15 protein-coding genes and 1 tRNA gene are annotated in these 16674 nt (G+C 73.8%); 4 read left to right on the top strand and 12 right to left on the bottom strand.

The annotated features are described in order from the left end of the window. Nucleotides 1-51 precede the first annotated feature (51 nt). The 4 genes from FB471_RS20440 to FB471_RS35230 form a co-directional block, all read right to left on the bottom strand. Nucleotides 52-2478, bottom strand: coding sequence for an endonuclease/exonuclease/phosphatase family protein (locus FB471_RS20440; RefSeq protein WP_142002217.1), 2427 nt, complete (start codon nucleotides 2476-2478; stop codon nucleotides 52-54). A gap of 159 nt (nucleotides 2479-2637) precedes the next feature. Further along, nucleotides 2638-4068, bottom strand: a complete 1431-nt coding sequence (locus FB471_RS20435; protein WP_142000023.1) for a hypothetical protein — start codon at nucleotides 4066-4068, stop codon at nucleotides 2638-2640. After that, entirely contained in the window at nucleotides 4065-5861 is a 1797-nt protein-coding gene (locus FB471_RS20430; RefSeq protein ID WP_142000022.1) for a dynamin family protein, read from the bottom strand. The genes FB471_RS20435 and FB471_RS20430 overlap by 4 nt, the downstream gene beginning before the upstream one ends. A gap of 106 nt (nucleotides 5862-5967) precedes the next feature. Further along, nucleotides 5968-7233 carry an IniB N-terminal domain-containing protein gene (locus FB471_RS35230; RefSeq protein ID WP_142000021.1) on the bottom strand — a complete coding sequence of 422 codons (1266 nt, stop codon included), beginning with the start codon at nucleotides 7231-7233 and terminating at the stop codon, nucleotides 5968-5970. Nucleotides 7234-7484: 251 nt separating this feature from the next. Here FB471_RS35230 and FB471_RS20420 point away from each other — a divergent pair, with 251 nt between their 5' ends. The 3 genes from FB471_RS20420 to FB471_RS20410 are packed head-to-tail and all read left to right on the top strand — an operon-like array spanning nucleotide 7485 to nucleotide 12015. Continuing rightward, nucleotides 7485-8717 carry an Hsp70 family protein gene (locus FB471_RS20420; protein ID WP_142000020.1) on the top strand — a complete coding sequence of 411 codons (1233 nt, stop codon included), beginning with the start codon at nucleotides 7485-7487 and terminating at the stop codon, nucleotides 8715-8717. After that, complete coding sequence (locus FB471_RS35530; RefSeq protein ID WP_142000019.1) at nucleotides 8714-11173, top strand: helix-turn-helix transcriptional regulator; 2460 nt, start codon at nucleotides 8714-8716, stop codon at nucleotides 11171-11173. The genes FB471_RS20420 and FB471_RS35530 overlap by 4 nt, the downstream gene beginning before the upstream one ends. Nucleotides 11174-11175: 2 nt before the next feature. Beyond that, a complete protein-coding gene (locus FB471_RS20410) occupies nucleotides 11176-12015 on the top strand; it encodes an urea carboxylase-associated family protein (RefSeq protein WP_142000018.1) in 840 nt (279 codons plus the stop codon). Between the two features lie 62 nt (nucleotides 12016-12077). Here the strand turns inward: FB471_RS20410 and FB471_RS20405 are convergent, their stop codons facing one another. The 3 genes from FB471_RS20405 to FB471_RS20395 form a co-directional block, all read right to left on the bottom strand. Beyond that, a complete protein-coding gene (locus FB471_RS20405; protein WP_142000017.1) occupies nucleotides 12078-12632 on the bottom strand; it encodes a TetR/AcrR family transcriptional regulator in 555 nt (184 codons plus the stop codon). Between the two features lie 4 nt (nucleotides 12633-12636). Further along, nucleotides 12637-12957 carry a DMT family transporter gene (locus tag FB471_RS20400; RefSeq protein ID WP_142000016.1) on the bottom strand — a complete coding sequence of 107 codons (321 nt, stop codon included), beginning with the start codon at nucleotides 12955-12957 and terminating at the stop codon, nucleotides 12637-12639. Between the two features lie 72 nt (nucleotides 12958-13029). Then, nucleotides 13030-13767, bottom strand: a complete 738-nt coding sequence (locus FB471_RS20395; protein ID WP_142000015.1) for a class I SAM-dependent methyltransferase — start codon at nucleotides 13765-13767, stop codon at nucleotides 13030-13032. Between the two features lie 86 nt (nucleotides 13768-13853). Here FB471_RS20395 and FB471_RS20390 point away from each other — a divergent pair, with 86 nt between their 5' ends. Further along, entirely contained in the window at nucleotides 13854-14531 is a 678-nt protein-coding gene (locus FB471_RS20390; RefSeq protein WP_246076499.1) for a S1 family peptidase, read from the top strand. Between the two features lie 81 nt (nucleotides 14532-14612). Here FB471_RS20390 and FB471_RS35525 read toward each other — a convergent pair whose 3' ends face one another. The 5 genes from FB471_RS35525 to FB471_RS20365 all read right to left on the bottom strand — a co-directional run bounded on the left by FB471_RS35525 (nucleotide 14613) and on the right by FB471_RS20365 (nucleotide 16641). Continuing rightward, the gene (locus tag FB471_RS35525; protein WP_281287440.1) at nucleotides 14613-14819 is read right to left on the bottom strand and encodes a chaplin; all 207 of its coding nucleotides are present in this window, start codon (nucleotides 14817-14819) and stop codon (nucleotides 14613-14615) included. Nucleotides 14820-15182: 363 nt separating this feature from the next. After that, nucleotides 15183-15269, bottom strand: a tRNA-Ser gene (locus tag FB471_RS20380). Nucleotides 15270-15353: 84 nt separating this feature from the next. Continuing rightward, nucleotides 15354-15641: a CsbD family protein gene (locus tag FB471_RS20375; protein WP_425457076.1), complete on the bottom strand. Its 288-nt coding sequence runs from the start codon at nucleotides 15639-15641 to the stop codon at nucleotides 15354-15356. A gap of 19 nt (nucleotides 15642-15660) precedes the next feature. After that, nucleotides 15661-16152, bottom strand: coding sequence for a nucleoside deaminase (locus FB471_RS20370; protein ID WP_246076498.1), 492 nt, complete (start codon nucleotides 16150-16152; stop codon nucleotides 15661-15663). 6 nt (nucleotides 16153-16158) lie between these two features. Then, nucleotides 16159-16641, bottom strand: coding sequence for a tRNA adenosine deaminase-associated protein (locus FB471_RS20365; protein ID WP_142000013.1), 483 nt, complete (start codon nucleotides 16639-16641; stop codon nucleotides 16159-16161). Nucleotides 16642-16674 lie beyond the last annotated feature (33 nt).

Raw genomic sequence — 16674 nt, 5'->3', positions numbered from 1 at the left:
GGGCGGCAAACACGCCGAGCGCGGGAGGTGCGCTCGGCGTGTCGCGCCGGCTCACGAGCGGTGCGGCGGGCGGCCGAGGAGTCGCTCCAGCCAGTCCAGCAGGTCGTTCAGCGCGTCCGCCACCGGGTTTCCGGTGCTCGGGCGGAAGCGGACCACCTGCGGGTCGTGGTCGCTGGCCTGGTCGGCGAACTCCGCGTTGATGTGCACCACGTCGTAGTCCACCCCGCGCGGGGCGTCCGAGACCAGCACGTGGTCCAGCACCTGCGAGTTGCCCTCGTAGATGTAGCTGTACCGCTCGTGCTCCGGCAGCGTGCTCATCAGCGCTTCCAGCGCGCCGCCCTCGGTCAGCGTGCGCACCGCGGGGGAGAACGGGTAGTCGTTCAGGTCGCCGGCCACCACCAGGTTGGCCTCCGGGTCGGCCGCCAGCAGCTCGTCGGCGAAGGCGCGCACCACCCGCGCCTGCTCGATCCGCTGCACCTCTGAGCTCCGGGTCGGCGGCTGGAAGCGGCCGTGGGTCGGCTCGTCGCCGCCCTTGGAGGCGAAGTGGTTGGCCACCACGAACACCGTGCGGCCGCCGAAGACGAACTCACCGACCAGCGGCTTGCGACTGTTCTCCCACGCCTCGTCGGCCGGGTCGATCCGGCCCGGTGAGACCGAAAGCCGCGGCTCGCCGTGCTCGGTCACCACCTCGACCGGCGTGCTCGCGTCCCCACCTGGACGATCCACAAAGGACACACGCTCCGGGTTGAACAGGAAGCCGACGCGGATGTTGCCACCCGGCTGGCCACCGTCGGTGAGATCCCGCGGGTCGATCTGCCGCCACTCGTACCGCGGACCGCCCGCGGCCACGATCGCCTCGACCAGCCTGCGCAGCGTCTCCTCCGCACCGACCACGCCGTCACCCCGGCCGTCCGGGCCGTTGTCGTCCTGGATCTCCTCCAGCGTGACGATGTCCGGCCTGGCCAGGTTGCGCACGATGCCGCGGGCCAGTTCGTCGAACTTGGCCTGGTCGTTGACCGCGGAGAGGTTCTCCAGGTTGTAGGTGGCCACCGCGAGCTCGCCGCTGCGCTGTTCGCGAGTGGTCTCGCGCTCCAGCCCGTTGTCGGTCACCGTGCCGAGCTCGCCGGCGAACAGGGTGTACCCGCCGTACTGGTCGTACTCGACCGGGCCTGCGGTACGGCCGGACAGGGTGTCCCCGGTGTTCGCCCGCGGGAACGGCCGCTCGGCGAACGGGATCAGCGACTCCACCTTGAGGATCCCGGTGTTCGGCCGGTCGTAGCCGAGGTACACGGTGCCGCCGCGGGCACTGGGGTTCTGCTCCGGTTTCGTGGTCACGTACAGCTCGTTGTACCGCGTGCTCGGCCCGACCACCCGCGCGTCGGTGACGCTGACCCGCTCGCTCTCCCGCGCCTCCCAGAAGTCCAGCGCGTAGGTGTCCGGCTTCAGCTCCAGCGGCTCGATGTTGCCGCCCGGCCGCGCGGTGAGCTCCTCCGGCACGGTGTCCGGACCGATCACCTCCGCCGCCGGGACCGGGTTGCCCGAGGAGGTCACCGTCCACTCCGCGTTACCGAGCTCGGTGAGCGACTGGTACTTCGAGTCCTCCGCGTAGTCCGGGTAGTACTCCTTGACCGTGCCGCTCACCGTGACCGCGTCGCCGGGGGACAGCTCGAACCCGGCGTCGCCGGTGTAGACGAACAGGGCCTCGCTGGTGCGCGGGTCCTGGTCCGGTCGCGGGTCCTGGAACCAGAACCCGCGGCTGGAGCCGAAGGTCCTGGTCGCGGTGACCACCCCGGTGACCCCGGTGACCCGCTCGCCGTCCAGCGGGGAGATCCGGGTGCTGCCCTGGATGTCGTGGATCCGGGCGGTGACCGGCTCGGGTTCCTCCCCGCCCGGGGTCTCCCCCGCCGCGTTGCGCGGGCTCGGCTCGCCCTCGGTGAAGTCCGCGGCGTTGTCGTCGGTGTCCGCGGGCTCGGTGCGGGCGACCGAGGTGGTGTTGCCCGTGCCCGGGGCGGGCGATCCCTCCCGGACCACGGCGTCGCCGTAACCGACAAGATCCACGATGCGGGCGTCCGCGGCGCAGTCCGCCGCGGTCAGGCAGGTCAGCCGCTCGCCGCCGTCGACAAGCGCGACGGTGCCTGCCCGGGAGCTCATCGCGATCCGGCCGCTGGCATCCGGTTCCGGCAGCGGAGTCGAGCCGCCCGCCCCCTGGGCCTGGCGGACCAGGTAACGACCCTCCGGCCGGACGCCGCCGGTGAGCTCGGTGACCTGCCACCGGCTGCGCTCGCTCGGCGCGGCCGGCAGGTACTGCACGCTCCAGCCGTCCAGTGCGACCTCGGCATCGCCGACCGTGGCCAGCTCGACGAAGTCATGGGTCAGCGTGGCCCCCGAGTTGCCGCCACCGCCGTAGACCTCGGCGATCACCGCGCCGGTGCTCGGCTCCGCCTGCGCCGAGGGGGCGGCGACCAGGCTCAGGGTCATGGTGACAGCGGCGGCACCCGCGAGGGCGCCACGTCTTACCGGCAGGGTCACGGGTTGTCCTCTCCTCGCAATGTGCGTTCGGGGCATCCTTACCCAGACGAGTGAACGACGGAAGACATGCGCACAACGGTTACCGAGCGCTACCGCACGGAACGCGGGTCACGCGCAGCAGAGTGCCTCGCAGGTGCGGATGACGGTGCGGGCGGTACGGCGGGTGACGGCCGGGAGCGCGGGGTTCTCGGCCTGTTCCTGCCAGCGGCGCAGGGCCTCGGCGGCGGCCTGCCGGCACGGCCCTTCCCCGGCGGCGGGGTCGAGGCCGAGACGCCGTTGCGGGGTCTCGCCCTCGTCGCCGAGCAGGCGCACCGCCTCGGCCAGTAGTTCCCCGGGCAGCGTGACCCTGCCCGCGCGCAACTCAGCGACGGTGCGCAGCTCGCGGAACTCGTGCGCCCCGGCGAGCACCCGTTCCAGCTCGGCGGCCAGCGCGGCGGACCCCGGCCGCGGCTCCATCCGCAGCACGACCTCCAGCGCGATCAGCGCCGACCGGGCCTTGAGCGCGGGCCGGCGACCGGTGAAATTGCGACCGACGGACTCGCGCAGCTCGTCCAGCCCGCTGCGCGCCACCAACCGCGCGGCCAACTCGGCCTGGCTGACCGCCGAGCGGCGCAGCAGGGCACTCGCCAGCCGCACCCCGAACAGCCCGAACCGCTCCAGCAGCCTCGCGCGGGTACCCGGGTCCACCGGGGCGGGAAAGTCCGGCCCGGCAAGGCGGTCCGCGGACAGCAGGTACGGCTCCAGCTCGGTCCTCGGCACCCGAGCCAGCTCGGCCAGTGCCGCGAACTCCGGCTCCCGCAGGGTCCGGCCCGCCGCCGCCGGTAGCCCGGCGACGGCCACCACGTCCTGGCACAGCAGGCCTGCCTCGGTCTCCCTGCGGTGCCGCCGGGCGACCTGCCGCGCCGAGATCAGCGCGTCCACCCTGCCGCCGCCGAGCTCATCGGCCCTGGACAGCACCGCGAGCGCATGCACGGGCGCCGCCCGCGCGATCGGGTGCTGGCGGGTCGCCCGCAGGAAACCGAGGTCGGCCCGCGCCGGGTTGGGCAGCAGGAACAGCACGGCGTCGGCCTCGGTGCTGACCCCCTCCACCACGGGCGCCGCCTCGGCGAGGTCCGTCCCGGGGGTGTCCGCCAGGGTCAGCTCGCGCAGCGCGCGGTTCGGCCAGTCCAGCTCCACCCGGTCCACCGGCGCCGGCGGCGCCTCGCCGTCCAGCCACACGGCCTGGTCCGCGCGCCGCACCGCCAGCTCGAACGGCGGCGCGGACCGCGGGTAGCCGACCGCCCGCGGTTCCGGCGCGGCCCGGTACCAGGCAGGCGGCTGCCCGCCCGCCAGCTCGATCGGCGCGACCTGCTCCCCGGCCAGCGCGTTCACCAGCGTCGACTTGCCGGACCCCTGCGGACCCAGCACGGCCAGCCGCAGCGGGTCGTCCAGCCTGGCAAGGTGCCGTCGCAGCCAGGTGGTGGCCCGCCCGCTGTCGCGGTACAGCTCGAGCGCCTGCTCCAGCAGGCCCCTCGTGCGCTGCGCCAGCGCCGCACTCACGCGGTCAGCTCACGCCGCGCGCCGGGGACCGTGCCGAGCGCGTGCACCCGCCTGCGCAGCAGGGTCAGCTCGTCCATGCCGAGCTTGAGCCGCTGCGCCCGCGCCGCGCGCTCGGTGGCCTCGGCGTCGATGAGTCGCTTGACCCCCTTGGCGGACTCGGAGATCTCCGCCCGCAGTTCCTCGGCCACGCCGGCGAACCGGTCGCGCAGGGCCCGGTGGATCAGCCGGGTGGTGTCCTTGCTGTGCTTGCCGTACCCGAGGAAGAAGTCGTCCACGTAGCGGTGCGCCGCGTTCTTCGCCGCGGACTGGCGCCGCTTGAGCCGGTTGCCACGCTCCTCGAACACGCTCTTCGCGCCGAACGCGACCCCGGCACCGATGGAGATCGGGTTGATCAGCGTCAGGCCGGCGACCGTGCTGGCCAGCCCGAACATCAGCAGGCCGCTGTAGGAACCGCGCATCCCGACGAACAGCTTCTGCCCGATGCCGAACCGTTCCACGGCGGGCATCCGCAGCTCACCGACGTGGTCGAGGGCTCCGTCCCGCGCCGCGGAGTCGGACGGCGCGTCCGCGGTGTCCCGCGCGACCAACCGGGACAACCTGCGGGCGATCCAGTCGAAGCGGTCGAGCAACCAGCCGGAGTTGGTCTCGGCCACGGTGGTCAGGTTCTCCCGCAACCACTCCGCGAACTCCGGCCAGTTCTTCGCCGGGTCCGCGACGTCGAAGTAGTCGTCCACCTCGTGCAGGATCCGGCGCGTCCGCTCCCGCAGGTCGAACTCCACATCGGAGGTCAGGTCGGCCACCTCGTCGGAGAGCAGGGTCTGCCACCGGGCCGATTCGCGCTGCAGCCGTTCCAGCTCCCGGCTCGCGGCGTGCCAGCGTGCGGTCAGCTCCCCGGTGTCCGCGTGCTGGGTCGCGGTGTACTCGGCGCGCACCTGCTCGACCAGCTGCTCGACAGCCAACCCGGCGAGGGCGGTCACCGAGCGGCGGGCCAGCAGCTCGGCCTGCCCGGCGAGATCCTGGCGCAACAGCCGGATCAGCTCGCCGAAGCCGGATTCGGTCGCCAGCACCCGGTCCCCGTCGCGGGCGGCGGCCAGCCGCAGGTTCGCCGACACCGGGACGACCGGCGCCCGCAGCCCGTCCCTGGCCAGCCGGGCCCGGTTACGCTCGGCCACCCGCCGCCAGTTCGGCACCAGGTCGATCTTGGTCAGCACGACGACCACGGTCGGACACAGCTCGACCACCCCGGCCAGCAGGTCCAGCTCACCCGCGGACAGCTCCCGGGTGGCGTCGGAGACCAGCAAAGTCGCGTCGGCCGGGGGCAACGTGGTGGGGTCCGGGGCGGAAGGCGTGTCGATCAGCGCGAGCCCGGTGGACAGCAGCTTCCGGGGCAGGCCGACCTCGGCGCGCAGCACGCCACCAGCCGGCTCACCGTTGGCCAGCGCGGTCGCCGACTCGATCGGCACGGTCCGCCTGCCAGCGGTGGCCTCCAGCGCGGGCGGTTCACCGGCCTCCTCCTCGGTGACCAGCACCGCGGCCGGGCGGTCGGCGTGCCGGACGACCGCGGGCACGGTGGTGGTCTGGTCGTCCCCCGTGGCGCACACCGGCGCGTTGACCAGGGCGTTGACCAGCTGGCTCTTGCCCTGGCCCGCCTCACCGAGGACCAGCACCCGCAGCTGGCCGTCCAGTAGCTGGGCACGTCTTTCCCGCAACCGCTGGGCCAGGTCCGGGCGCCGGTGGGTGGCGCAGGCCCGGACCGTGTCATCGAGCACATCGAGCCACGGGGGTGCGGTCATAGCCCTCTTCGCCTAAGACTCATCGAGCCGAGTGTCCCCGTTTACAGCCGGTGAAGGAGCCGGGCCCACCTCGAGCTGGGTGGGCCCGGCTCGAACCGCGAGAGGATCAGCCGCCGAGGCTCAGGTCGTCGACCACACCGGACGGGTTGGGCAGGTCAGCCGCCGCGGAGTTCTGGGTGACCTGGCCCAGCGGGCTGTCGCCGACCGTGTCGGTCACGGTGTCGGTCACCTTCTCGGTCGCCGCGGCGGGGTCGGACGCGGGCAGGTCCATCTCCGGCAGCGGGTTGGCCACCGGCAGCTCGGGCAGCTCCCCCGGCAGCGCGCCGGCCAGGTCAGGCAGTTCCGGCAGCTCGGGAAGCTCCGGCAGGGCGCCGGTGTCCGGCACCTCGGCGGCGGGCAGGTCCTCCAGCCGGCCGGTGAGGTCGTCCGGCTGCGGCACCTCGGCGGTAGCCGAGGAGACCTGCCCGGACACCGCGTCGGCGCCGGTACGCACCGCGTCCGCGGCCTCACCCGCGCCGGCGTCCTCGAGCTGGCCACTCACCGTCTCCGCCCCGGTGGACACGCCGTCGGCGAAGGCCTGCCCGCCGGAGGACACGTAGGTCGCGACGGTGCCACCCGCGGCCTCGCCGCCCCGGCCGAGCGCCTCGGTGTCCAGGTCGATGTCGCCGAGCTCACCGAACTCGCCCGCGCTCTCGAAGCCGTAGTCGCCGAGCGGGGACATCGTGGCACCACCGACCGCGAACTCCTCCGTGGTGCCCGCGCCGCCGCCCTCGACCGAGAAGCCCGTGCCGGCCACCTCGAACCCGGCGGCGACACCCCCGGTGCCCGCGGCGAGGTACCCGGTGCCGAAGACCTGCGCGTTGCCGAACTCGCCGTCCGCGGTGAGCCCGTCCGGGCCCGCGGCCGCGCCGGCCTGGAACGCGCCGGCCTCGCCGGTACCGCCGCTGACGCCCCCGGCGACACCGCTCAGGCTGCCGGTCAGGTCGGCGTCCGCACCGGCCTCGAAGGTCTCGCTGCGCACGCCGCCCACGCCGGTGAAGCCGTCCGCGCTGCCCTCACCGGACAGGGTGAAGCTGCCCACGTCCGGGGCACCGGCCGCCTCCGCGACGGCGCGCAGCTGCTCGATCGCGTCCGCGGCGCCGCCCGCGGGCAGCTCGGCCCCGTCCAGCGAGTCCATCCCCGGCACCTGGGCCGGTAGCTGGGCATAGTCCAGCACCAGCGGGACGACCTCCTGGACGTCCTGCGCGGTCACGTCGGAAAGGCCGGCTCCGGCGAGCGCCGCGGCGGGGTCCTCGGCGAAGCCGGACCGGGCGGTGGCGTCGGTCAGCAGGGTGAGCACGAAGTCGTGCAGGGTCTGGTCGGCGTTCTGCAACGGAAGTCTCCTTGAACGGGAAGGGTGGGAGCGTTCGGCGGCCGGCCGCCGAACGCCGTGGACGACGCTAGAAGTCGGGGGTGTCCGGCACATCGGGGCTCGTCCCCGTGCTTGCCACGGCACCCGAACGGGTGGGCGTTAGGGGATTAGGGAGTCCACGACTCAGCTCACTCGGGGCTGTCCCCGCGGGGTAACCCTTTGGTACGAAAGGCGGACCCCCTACCGAGGTAACCCACGAAGGAATCGCCACCATGCGCTACGTCCTGGGCATTGAGCTGGGTGGCACGCGCAGCAAGGCCGCGGTCCTTCGTTACGACGGGGAGAGCTGGGGTGATCCCCAGGCCGTTCCACTGGACGGCACCCCGTGGGTCGAGTCGGTACTGCACGTCTCGCGGGAGGGCACGGTGCTGGCCGGGCGGGCCGCGCTGCAGTGGGCAGGCGCCGAACCGGAACGCGTCGCACGGGGGTTCCTGCGCCGAGTCGGCGACGAGACACCGTTTGTGCTGGGGACCCACTGCTACCCGGCCGAGGTGCTGACGGCGGTGCTCGTGGGATGGATCGCCGACCGGGTGGCCGAGGCCGAGCGGGACGAGGCGACCCGGGTCGCGGTGACCCATCCCGCGGGTTGGGGCGCGCACCGCCGCGGCCTGCTCGGTGAGGCACTGCACGAGGCCGGCCTGCCCGGGGTGCTGCTGCTGCCGAGTCCGGTGGCGGTGGCGGAGAACCACCTCGCCCGGCACGGCGCGGAGCCGGGTGACGCGCTGGTGGTGTGCCGGTTCGGCGGCGAGCAGGTGGAGGCCACTGTGCTGCGCCGCACGCCGACCGGGTTCGAGCCGCTCGCGCACGGCGAGCAGGTGGGCCCCGGCGCGGGTACGGAACTGGACGACCTGCTCACCGCGCACGTGCTGGCCCGGCTCGCGCGGGAGGAACCGCCGCCCGACGCGGCCATGGCGGGGCTGCGCGCGGCCTGTACCGGGGCGAAGGAGCAGCTTTCGGTCGGCACCGAAGCGGACCTTCCCACCGCGGGGGTGCGGGTGACCAGGCCGGAGTTCGACGCGCTCGCCCGCCCGGCACTCACCGAAGCGGTGGCACTGGCGCGGCGCACGGCCGGTGCGGTACCCGCCGGGGAGCTGTCCGCGGTGCTGCTCGCCGGCGGAACGGCACGCGTCCCGCTGGTAACCGAGCTGGTCGAGTCCGCCTTCGGTCGCGCGCCCGCGGCGGAGGCCGACCCCGCGTCGGCGGCCGCGCGGGGCGCCGCCCTCGCCACGCTGGCCGCGCTGTCCCGTACCGCGGGTCCGGTGCACCCCACGGACCAGGTGGCGCTGGTGCCCGCCGGGGACCCGGAACCCGAGCTGGAGCCGCCACCACCCCGGCCGCCGGTAGAGATCACCCCGCTGGAACCACCGCGGCCCCGGTTGCCGACCCGGCGCAGGAACCGTGCCGCGGCCAAGGCCGAGCCCGCCGAGCAGAAGGACGGCAGTTGAGCCAACCAGCTCTCCCGGTCCTGGACGGACCCACCCGCCGGCTGTGCGGGGACATCGCGGAGCGAAGGCTCACCCGGCCCCGGCTGGCGATCCTCGCGCCGGGCGGCTACGGCAAGACCGCCGTGCTCGACCATCTCGACCGCACCTGCGCCAGGGCCGGGCTGCCGGTGCACCGGTTCCGACCGGGTGCCGAGCCGCCGCAAGAGGGGCTCGTCCTGGTGGACGACGCGCACGAGCTCGGCGAGCCCGCCCTCGACCAGCTCGCCAGGCTGGCCGCCGCCGGCGGCGGGCTGGTGCTCGCCGCCCGGCCGTGGCCGCGCCCGGACACCCTCGCCGGGGTGCTGCGCGGGCTCGCCGGGCAACTCGTGCTGCGCCCGCTGGACCACGCCGGCACCGCGACCCTGCTGGCCGCCGCCACCGGCAGGCCGGCCCCGGACCGGCTGATCGAGTTCACCCGCATCCAGACCGGCGGCATTCCCGGGTTCGTGCACCGGCTCGGGCAGGCGCTCGGCAGGGACCCCGAGCCACGGGTGCCGGAAGTCGCGCTGGCCGGGTTCCGGCACGAGCTGGACCGCGCCGGGGAGGACACCCTGCACCTGCTGCTGGCCGCCGAGACCGGGACCCGGCTGGATGCCGCCCTGCTGGCCGGGTTGCTCGACCGGGATCGGGTAGCCGAGGTCATGGACGCGGCCAGGGCCACCGGGCTGCTCGACCTGGACGGCAGACTGCTGCCGATCGGCGCCCGCGCGCTGGCCGCGCTGGTTCCCCCCGAACGCAGGGCCGCGCTGTGGCAGCGGCTGGCCGGGCTGCTGCTGGACCGGGGAGCGCCGGTACTGCACCTGGCCCGGTCGCTGCTGGAGGCGGGCTCCGGGGCCGGGCTGGGTGCCCCCGGCACGGCGGCGGTGTTCGAGGCCGCCGCGGCGGAGGCCGTCGGCACGGACCCGGTGCTGGCCACCCGGCTGCTGGACGCGGCGGTCGCCGCGGGCGCGCGCAGGGATGAGGTGGCGGCCCGGCGGGCGGAGGCGGCGGCCAGGGCCGGTGAGCTGGACGCCGCGCTGCGGCTGGCCGACGAGGTGATCGCCACGGCGGGCGCGCCCGAGCGGGCGGCGGCCGCTCGGGTGGCCGGCACAGTGCTGGCGTACCGCGGCCGGCTGGACCGCGCCACGCGGATGCACCGGTGGGCGGGCGGCACCCTGGACACCGCCTTCGCCGCCATCGGCCTGCTCGGCACCGGCAGGCAGGGCGAGGCGCGCGAGTCGCTCGCCGCGCCGCCCGCCGACGAACCGCCGACCCTGCTGGCCACCGCGATCACCGACACCGCGGAAGGGCTGCTGGCCTCGGTGTCCGAAGCGCCGGCGGCGGCACTGTCCACCCTGGTGAGTGCGGCGGAAATGCTGGAGCCGGTGGGGCGCACCGTGCTGCTCCCGGACAGCCCGGCCGCGCTCGGCGCGCTGGTCGCGATCCACTCCGGCGAGCTGACCATCGCCGATGCCCTGCTCCAGGACGCCACCGCCGGGGGATGCGGGGGCGACACGCTGGCCGCACGGCACCGGCTGCTGCGGGCGTGGGTCGCGATGCTGCGCGGCGAGGCCGAGCGCGCGGGCACCCTGCTGGCGGAGGCGGGTTCCGGGCTCGCGCCGAGGGACTGGTTGTTCGCCGTGGCGCTCCGCGTCGGGCTGGCCCGCAGGGCGAGCGACGTGGCCGGGCTGCACCGGATCTGGGAGCAGGCCTGCACGGCGGTGATCCGACACCCGGTGGACCTGTTCACCCTGTTGCCCTTCGGCGAGTTCGCCGTGGCCGCCGCCCGGCTCGGCGACACCGAGCGCCTCGCACCACACCTGCGCCGCGCGAGCGAACTCTGCACCGCGCTCGGCGACCCTCCACTGTGGACATGGCCGCTGCACTGGGGCGGCCTGCACGGCGCGATCATCGCCGAGCGGAAGGAGGAGGCCGCGGCGCATGCCGAGGCACTCGCCGCGGGCGCGGGGAACGGGCCGTACGCGACGGTGCTCGCCGCGGCGGCGCGGTGCTGGCTGGCCGTGGTCCGGGGCGAGGTGGACCCGGAGCGGGTGGAGCAGGCCGCCCGCGGCCTGCACGAGGCCGGCTTCCGCTGGGACGGCGCGCGGTTGGCCGGGCAGGCTGCCATCCGCACCGCCGACCGCAAGGCCATGGTCGGCCTGCTGGAGGTCGCCCGCTCGATGCAGGGGCAGCCCGCGCAGCCGGACGAGCCGGCCGCGCCCACCGAGCGCGGCCGGTTGAGCGAGCGCGAGTTGCAGGTGGCCGAGTTGGTGGTGGCCGGGCTGACCTACAAGCAGGTGGGCGACCGGCTGTTCATCTCGGCCAAGACCGTCGAGCACCACATGGCCAGGATGCGGCAGCGACTCGGCGCGGCCAGCCGCGGCGAGCTGCTGTCCCGGCTACGGTCGGCGCTCGAGGATCGAACGGGGAGGCCGTGACCATGGACACACCGCCCGCCGCGTACCAGGGTGGCGCGCTCGAGGTGGACCGCGACCTGTACCGGCGGATCGCAGGGGCCGACCGGACGCCGGTGCTGGACTTCGTGCTCCCGATCCGGTCGGGGCAGGCATGGGAGGTGCCCGCCGGGCACCTGTGCCGGGTCGTCACCGTCGAGGGTCCACAGGTGGGCGACCTGAACATCTGGAACCGGCACAACCCGCGCGAGCGGCTGTGGGCGTCCAGGACACGGCAGTTACAGGGCGCGCATGTGAGTACCTTCGACCGGCTGTGGTCCACCCTGCCGTACCTGCGGCCGCTGGTGACGATCACGCACGACTCGCTGGCGGGCTACGGCGTGGATGACGACGGCGGCCGGGTGCACGACCTGCTCGGCACCCGCTGCGATCCGTACGTGAACCGGATGCTCACCGGCGAGGACTTCGACTTCCACTGCCACTCCAACCTGGTGCGCGCGGTGCTGCCGTACGGGCTGACCGAGCTCGACGTGCACGACGTGCTGAACGTGTTCCAGCGCACCGGCTTGAACGCGCAGGACCGGTACTTCATGCTGGCCTGCCCCGCGCGGGCAGGCGACTACCTCGAGTTCTTCGCCGAGCAGGACCTGCTGTGCGCGCTGTCCACCTGCCCTGGCGGGGACCTCTCGGTACCGATGTGGGGCCCGGACGCCCGCGACCCGGTCGAGGTCTGCCGCCCGCTGGGCGTCGAGGTGCACCGCCCGGACCCGGCGGCGCTGGCGGGCTGGAGCCCGCCGCGGGTGGCGGCCTACGCGGGCGGGCACGGGTTGGCCCGCCGACCCGGCTCCCGGGCCGGCACGGGGTGAGGACTCCCGGTTCACACCGCGGTGCACCGCGCGGCGCCGGGTGGTCCTGGTCACTCGCCGGGTCAGGTCAGCCGCAGCGCGTGCCGCAGCAGGGCGCTGACCTGCGCGGCCGTCAGGGACTCGGCACCGAGCAGCATGCGAGCACACAGGCCGTCCGCGGCGGCGACAGTGGCCTCGACGGCCACCGGGTCGCTGGTGTACCCGCGCGCCACATCGGCAACCATGTCCCGCCAGTGGGTCGCGACCGCACGCAGCGCAGGCCGGCGGGCGGCGAGCAGCGTCAGCTCCTGCTCGGCCAGCGCGCGGCTGCGGCCGGACCCGCCCGCTTCGGTGATCAGCTGGGCGAGGCCGTCGACCCCGTCCCCGCCGCCCTCGATGATCTCGCGCAACTGGCGCGCGTAGTCCTCGGCCGCCGCGGTGAGCGCGGCGACCAGCAGGTCGTCCAGGGTGGCGAAGTAGTAGATCGCCGCGCTGCCTGCCACCCCGGCCTCGCGGGCCACGGCGCGGTGACTGACCCCGGCGACGCCGTCCCGCTCCACCACCCGGAGGGTGGCGGCGATGATCGCGGCGCGCTTGCGCTCGCCGCGCGCCCTGCGGCCATCCCGCGGTTCGGTCACCCGGTCAGTGTGCCGCGCCCAGCTCCAGCGCCAGCACACCCCCGATCACCAGTACGACCCCGGCACCCTGGATCCAGGTGAGCCCGTCGCCGAGAAAGATCCCGATGATCGCGATCAGGCTGACGCCCAGCGCCGCCCAGATGCCGTAGGCCACACCCACACCCATCCCCTGCTTCAGCACCCGGGAGAGCAGGAAGTAGGCCCCGACCACACCGAGCGCGGCCACCACGGAAGGCACCGGCTTCGAGAAGCCGTCCGAGAAGCGGACCGCGATCGTGCCGACGACCTCGGCCAGGATCGCCGCCAGCAGGAGCAGGTGAGCCATCGAACCCCCAACAAGTAGAACGGTAGTTCAAATACATGGCCAGCCTACACTCTTCCTCGCCCGCGGTCGGGCTCAGTTCCGGGAGATCAGCAACCGGAAACCGGCGTCGAACTCGGCCTGCCCGAGCAGGTCCCGGTGCCGGTCCCGCCACCGGCCGTCGGCCAGGTCCGCGCGCAGCCGTCCCAGGCCGCGCCGAACGGCTTGCGGATCGGCCTGCGCGAGCGCGGAGCAGTTCCGGCGAACGCCGGGATCGAGGTAGGCGGCGGGACGCCGCCAGTAGGCGGGGAAGACGCCGTCGGTGAAGTCCCACGGCACCGGCAACGGGACGACCCGCTGCGCGCCGAGCACCTCGGCGATATCAGCGGCGGCGGGCCGGCCCAGCTCCCGCTCGGCGATCTCCGGCACGTACTCCCGGACGAACCAGTAGTCGGCGTGCATCCGGGTGTCGTAGGCCAGCACCACCCGCACCGGCGCGACCCGGCGCAGCTCGGCGAGCCCGCGCCGCCAGTCGTTCCAGTGGTGCACGGTGAGCACGGCCAGCGCCGCCTCGGCGGCGCCATCCCGCACCGGCAGCCGCTCGGCCACCGCCCGCACCGCGGGCGCGGCATCGCCCGGTCGCTGGCGCAGCATCTCGGCGGAGGGCTCCACGGCCAGCACTGTGCGCCCCGCCGGTTCGTACGAGCCGGTGCCCGCGCCGATGTTCAGCACCGACCGCGCCCCGCCGAGCGCGTCCTCGATGACCGCCTGCCAGCGGGGGTCGGTGCGGCGTCCCCGCGCATAGCCGACGCCGATCCGGTCGTAGGTGTCCATGGCCCCATGGTCCTGACTTTCGGCGGGTACTGGTCAGGGTGCGGCGCGGTTACCGTCCCGGTGTTGTCACCATGAAGGGAGCACTCGTGCGGATTCGTTCGATCGTCGCGTGCGCGGTGGCCGCCGTCGCTGCCCCTGCCGTCCTCGCGGCGCCGGCGGAAGGGATCATCGACGGCTCATTCACCGAGTCGGCGCCCTGGAGCGCCCGGCTCTACCAGGACGGCTCGGACGGCTACTGCACCGCCACCGTCCTGTCGGCCGAGTGGATCCTGACCGCGCGGCACTGCATCGGTGGCGAGCACCGGTGGGGCTTCCGGATCGGCGATATCGAGCACGCCAGGGGCGAGTACGTCGACGCCGCGCCCGGCGGGGTCACCGTGCACGAGCAGGCAGACCTGGCGCTCGTCCGGCTCAGCCGGCCCGTCGAGGCGGAGACGGTCACCCTCGGCACTGCCGCTGACGTCGCCGCTGGCGACACGGTCACCATCCACGGCTGGGGCAGGACGGAGCAGGACCGCCAGTCTCCTCGGCTGAAGAACGCCCGCCTGCGGGTGACCGACACCGCGGCCACGGATGCCTACGGCGGGCGGGCGATCGACGCCACCCGGATCGACGGCGTCTGCGCCATGGGGGATTCCGGCGGGCCGATGTTCGCCGCCAACGGCCGCCAGGTCGGGGTGCTCTCCACCGGCGGCGCGGCAACGTGCCAGTACACCCATCTCGGTGCGTTCCACGACTGGATCGACTCGGTCACCGGCGGCTGAGCGCCGCTTCCAGCCGGTACCGGCTCCGGCCCGACACCCGGCCCCAGTCCCGGGGTTCCGCTCAACACAATCGATTCATAGTTATCCTGAAGTGCAGGTATTTCCAAAAGACGGGTTGAGAAGGCCCACAATATCGATCGATTTGTCACAGGCATTGATGGGCAGATCAATGGGCACCTGAATCTGGTTGCCCGAAATGACCCCCGGCAACCCGGGCGGGGCGGCGTCGTGCCTGCCGGGCCGCCCATCCGGATGTTGGCAACTCGCATCACCCGGCAAGGCATGCACAACGATCTTGTACCCGTGCGACGTGTTGCATGTCTCGAGTAGGTGCTGGTTCAGCGGCAATGGCACGGACAGATCCGGCCGTACGTCCTCCGGCGGCACGGGAGCGGCGCCGGCGAACCCCACGCCGCCGAGCGTCGCCTGGCCCGGTACCAATCACGCGCGGTGCACGAAACTCGGGACAGCGGCAACGGCGCGACGCGAGGACCAGGCGCGCCGAGACCGCCTCCAGGGGCGCCAACAGCGGTCTCGGAGGCAGGCCAGGCGGCCGCCGACTCCGTGTACGCACCGGACACTCTGTGCTCGCCCCCACGGTGCTCTCAAACAAACGGCCCCGACCAGCGTTTCCGCTGGTCGGGGCCAGTGCGGTAGCGGTGGGATTTGAACCCACGGACGGTTTCACCCGTCACTCGCTTTCGAGGCGAGCTCCTTCGGCCGCTCGGACACGCTACCGCGGAACACGATACTGCATCCCTCACCTGCCCCTCGAAGGCCGGGTCCCCCGCGATCGTGTCCACGTCATGCGCAGCGATTTCGCTAGCGGTCTTCGTTGCTGAACTTGTCCTTGACGTCCTGCACGGCGCCGGAGGCCTTGTCCTTCAGCTCGTGGCCTGCCTCCTTGGCCTCACCGCTGGTCTGGTCGGCCTTGCCGGAGTCGGTCAGCTCCTCGTTCCCGGTCAGCTCGCCGAGCTTCTCCTTGGCGCTGCCGACTGCCTGCTCCGCCTTGTCCTTCGCCTTGTCGAACACGCTCATTCGATCCTCCTCGTGCGGGTGCCGGGCGAACGCACCGGACATCGACTCGGATACCCCGTACGGGGCGTTCATCACGCGATGAGGACGAAGATCACCCCGCGGAGTGAGGTCGACGCTCGGCGAAGAAGTCCTCGAGTAGCCGGGCGCACTCCCGTTCCAGCACACCGCCGCGTACCTCCGGGCGGTGGTTGAGCCTGCGGTCGCGCACCACGTCCCACAGCGAACCCACGGCACCGGTCCGCGGTTCCCACGCACCGAACACCACCTTGGCCACCCGCGCGAGCACCAGCGCCCCGGCGCACATGGTGCACGGCTCGACGGTGACCGCGAGGGTGCAGCCGGCCAGGCGCCAGCCGTCGCCGTACGCCCGCGCGGCCGCCCGCAGGGCGCGGATCTCGGCGTGCGCGGTGGGGTCGCCGAGCTCCTCCCTGGCGTTGCACGCGGCGGCCAGCCGGTTGCCGTCCGGCGCGAGGACCACAGCGCCGATCGGGACATCCCGCGTTCCGATCGCGGCCCGTGCGGCCTCGATCGCGGCCCGCACGGCGGCCTCGTCCCCCACCGGGTCCCCCGCCGAGTCCTCCACCGACGCTCAGAGCTCGTCGAGCAGGGCGGTGAACTGCTCACCGAAGCCACAACGCTGGGCGACCATCTGTAGCTGCTCATCCGGATACAGGTCGACATCGGCGACGATCACCTGCATCTCCACCCCGGGCAGGCCGAGGTCGGCGAGCACCTCGAGGTCGCCCTCCGGCCACACCGCCTCGTCCTCCTCGTCCGGGGGGTCCACCCGGAGCAGGTCCAGCACATCGGCCGCGATGTCGTAGTCCAGCGCCGCCGCCGCGTCCGAGAGCAGCAGGGATGCGCCCCTCGGGCTCGGCCGGACGATCACGAAGAACTCGTCGTCCACGGCGAGCAGACCGAACACCGCGCCGGTCGAACGCAGTTTGCCCAGTTCGGTGATCGCGGCATCCAGCTCGGTGAGCGCAGCGGCGTCCAGCGGGCTGCACCGCCATCGCCCGTCCTCGCGGATCACGGCCGCCGCGAACCCCGTGATCGGCTCCTTCACCGCCATGCGCACACCGTATGCCGCGCGTCCGCCGAAAGC

This window comes from Amycolatopsis cihanbeyliensis (assembly GCF_006715045.1).
GTDB lineage: Bacteria > Actinomycetota > Actinomycetes > Mycobacteriales > Pseudonocardiaceae > Amycolatopsis > Amycolatopsis cihanbeyliensis.
Note: the sequence above shows the minus strand (reverse complement) of the source record. Positions and strands in the feature narration are given on the sequence as shown.

Bases quoted from the DNA above. Each gene is read 5' to 3' on its own strand.
- FB471_RS20440 (WP_142002217.1), bottom strand. From the start codon at position 2,478: ATGACCCTGAGCCTGGTCGCCGCCCCCTCGGCGCAGGCGGAGCCGAGC.
- FB471_RS20430 (WP_142000022.1), bottom strand. From the start codon at position 5,861: ATGACCGCACCCCCGTGGCTCGATGTGCTCGATGACACGGTCCGGGCC.
- FB471_RS20420 (WP_142000020.1), top strand. From the start codon at position 7,485: ATGCGCTACGTCCTGGGCATTGAGCTGGGTGGCACGCGCAGCAAGGCC.
- FB471_RS20410 (WP_142000018.1), top strand. From the start codon at position 11,176: ATGGACACACCGCCCGCCGCGTACCAGGGTGGCGCGCTCGAGGTGGAC.
- FB471_RS20400 (WP_142000016.1), bottom strand. From the start codon at position 12,957: ATGGCTCACCTGCTCCTGCTGGCGGCGATCCTGGCCGAGGTCGTCGGC.
- FB471_RS20395 (WP_142000015.1), bottom strand. From the start codon at position 13,767: ATGGACACCTACGACCGGATCGGCGTCGGCTATGCGCGGGGACGCCGC.
- FB471_RS20375 (WP_425457076.1), bottom strand. From the start codon at position 15,641: ATGAACGCCCCGTACGGGGTATCCGAGTCGATGTCCGGTGCGTTCGCC.
- FB471_RS20365 (WP_142000013.1), bottom strand. From the start codon at position 16,641: ATGGCGGTGAAGGAGCCGATCACGGGGTTCGCGGCGGCCGTGATCCGC.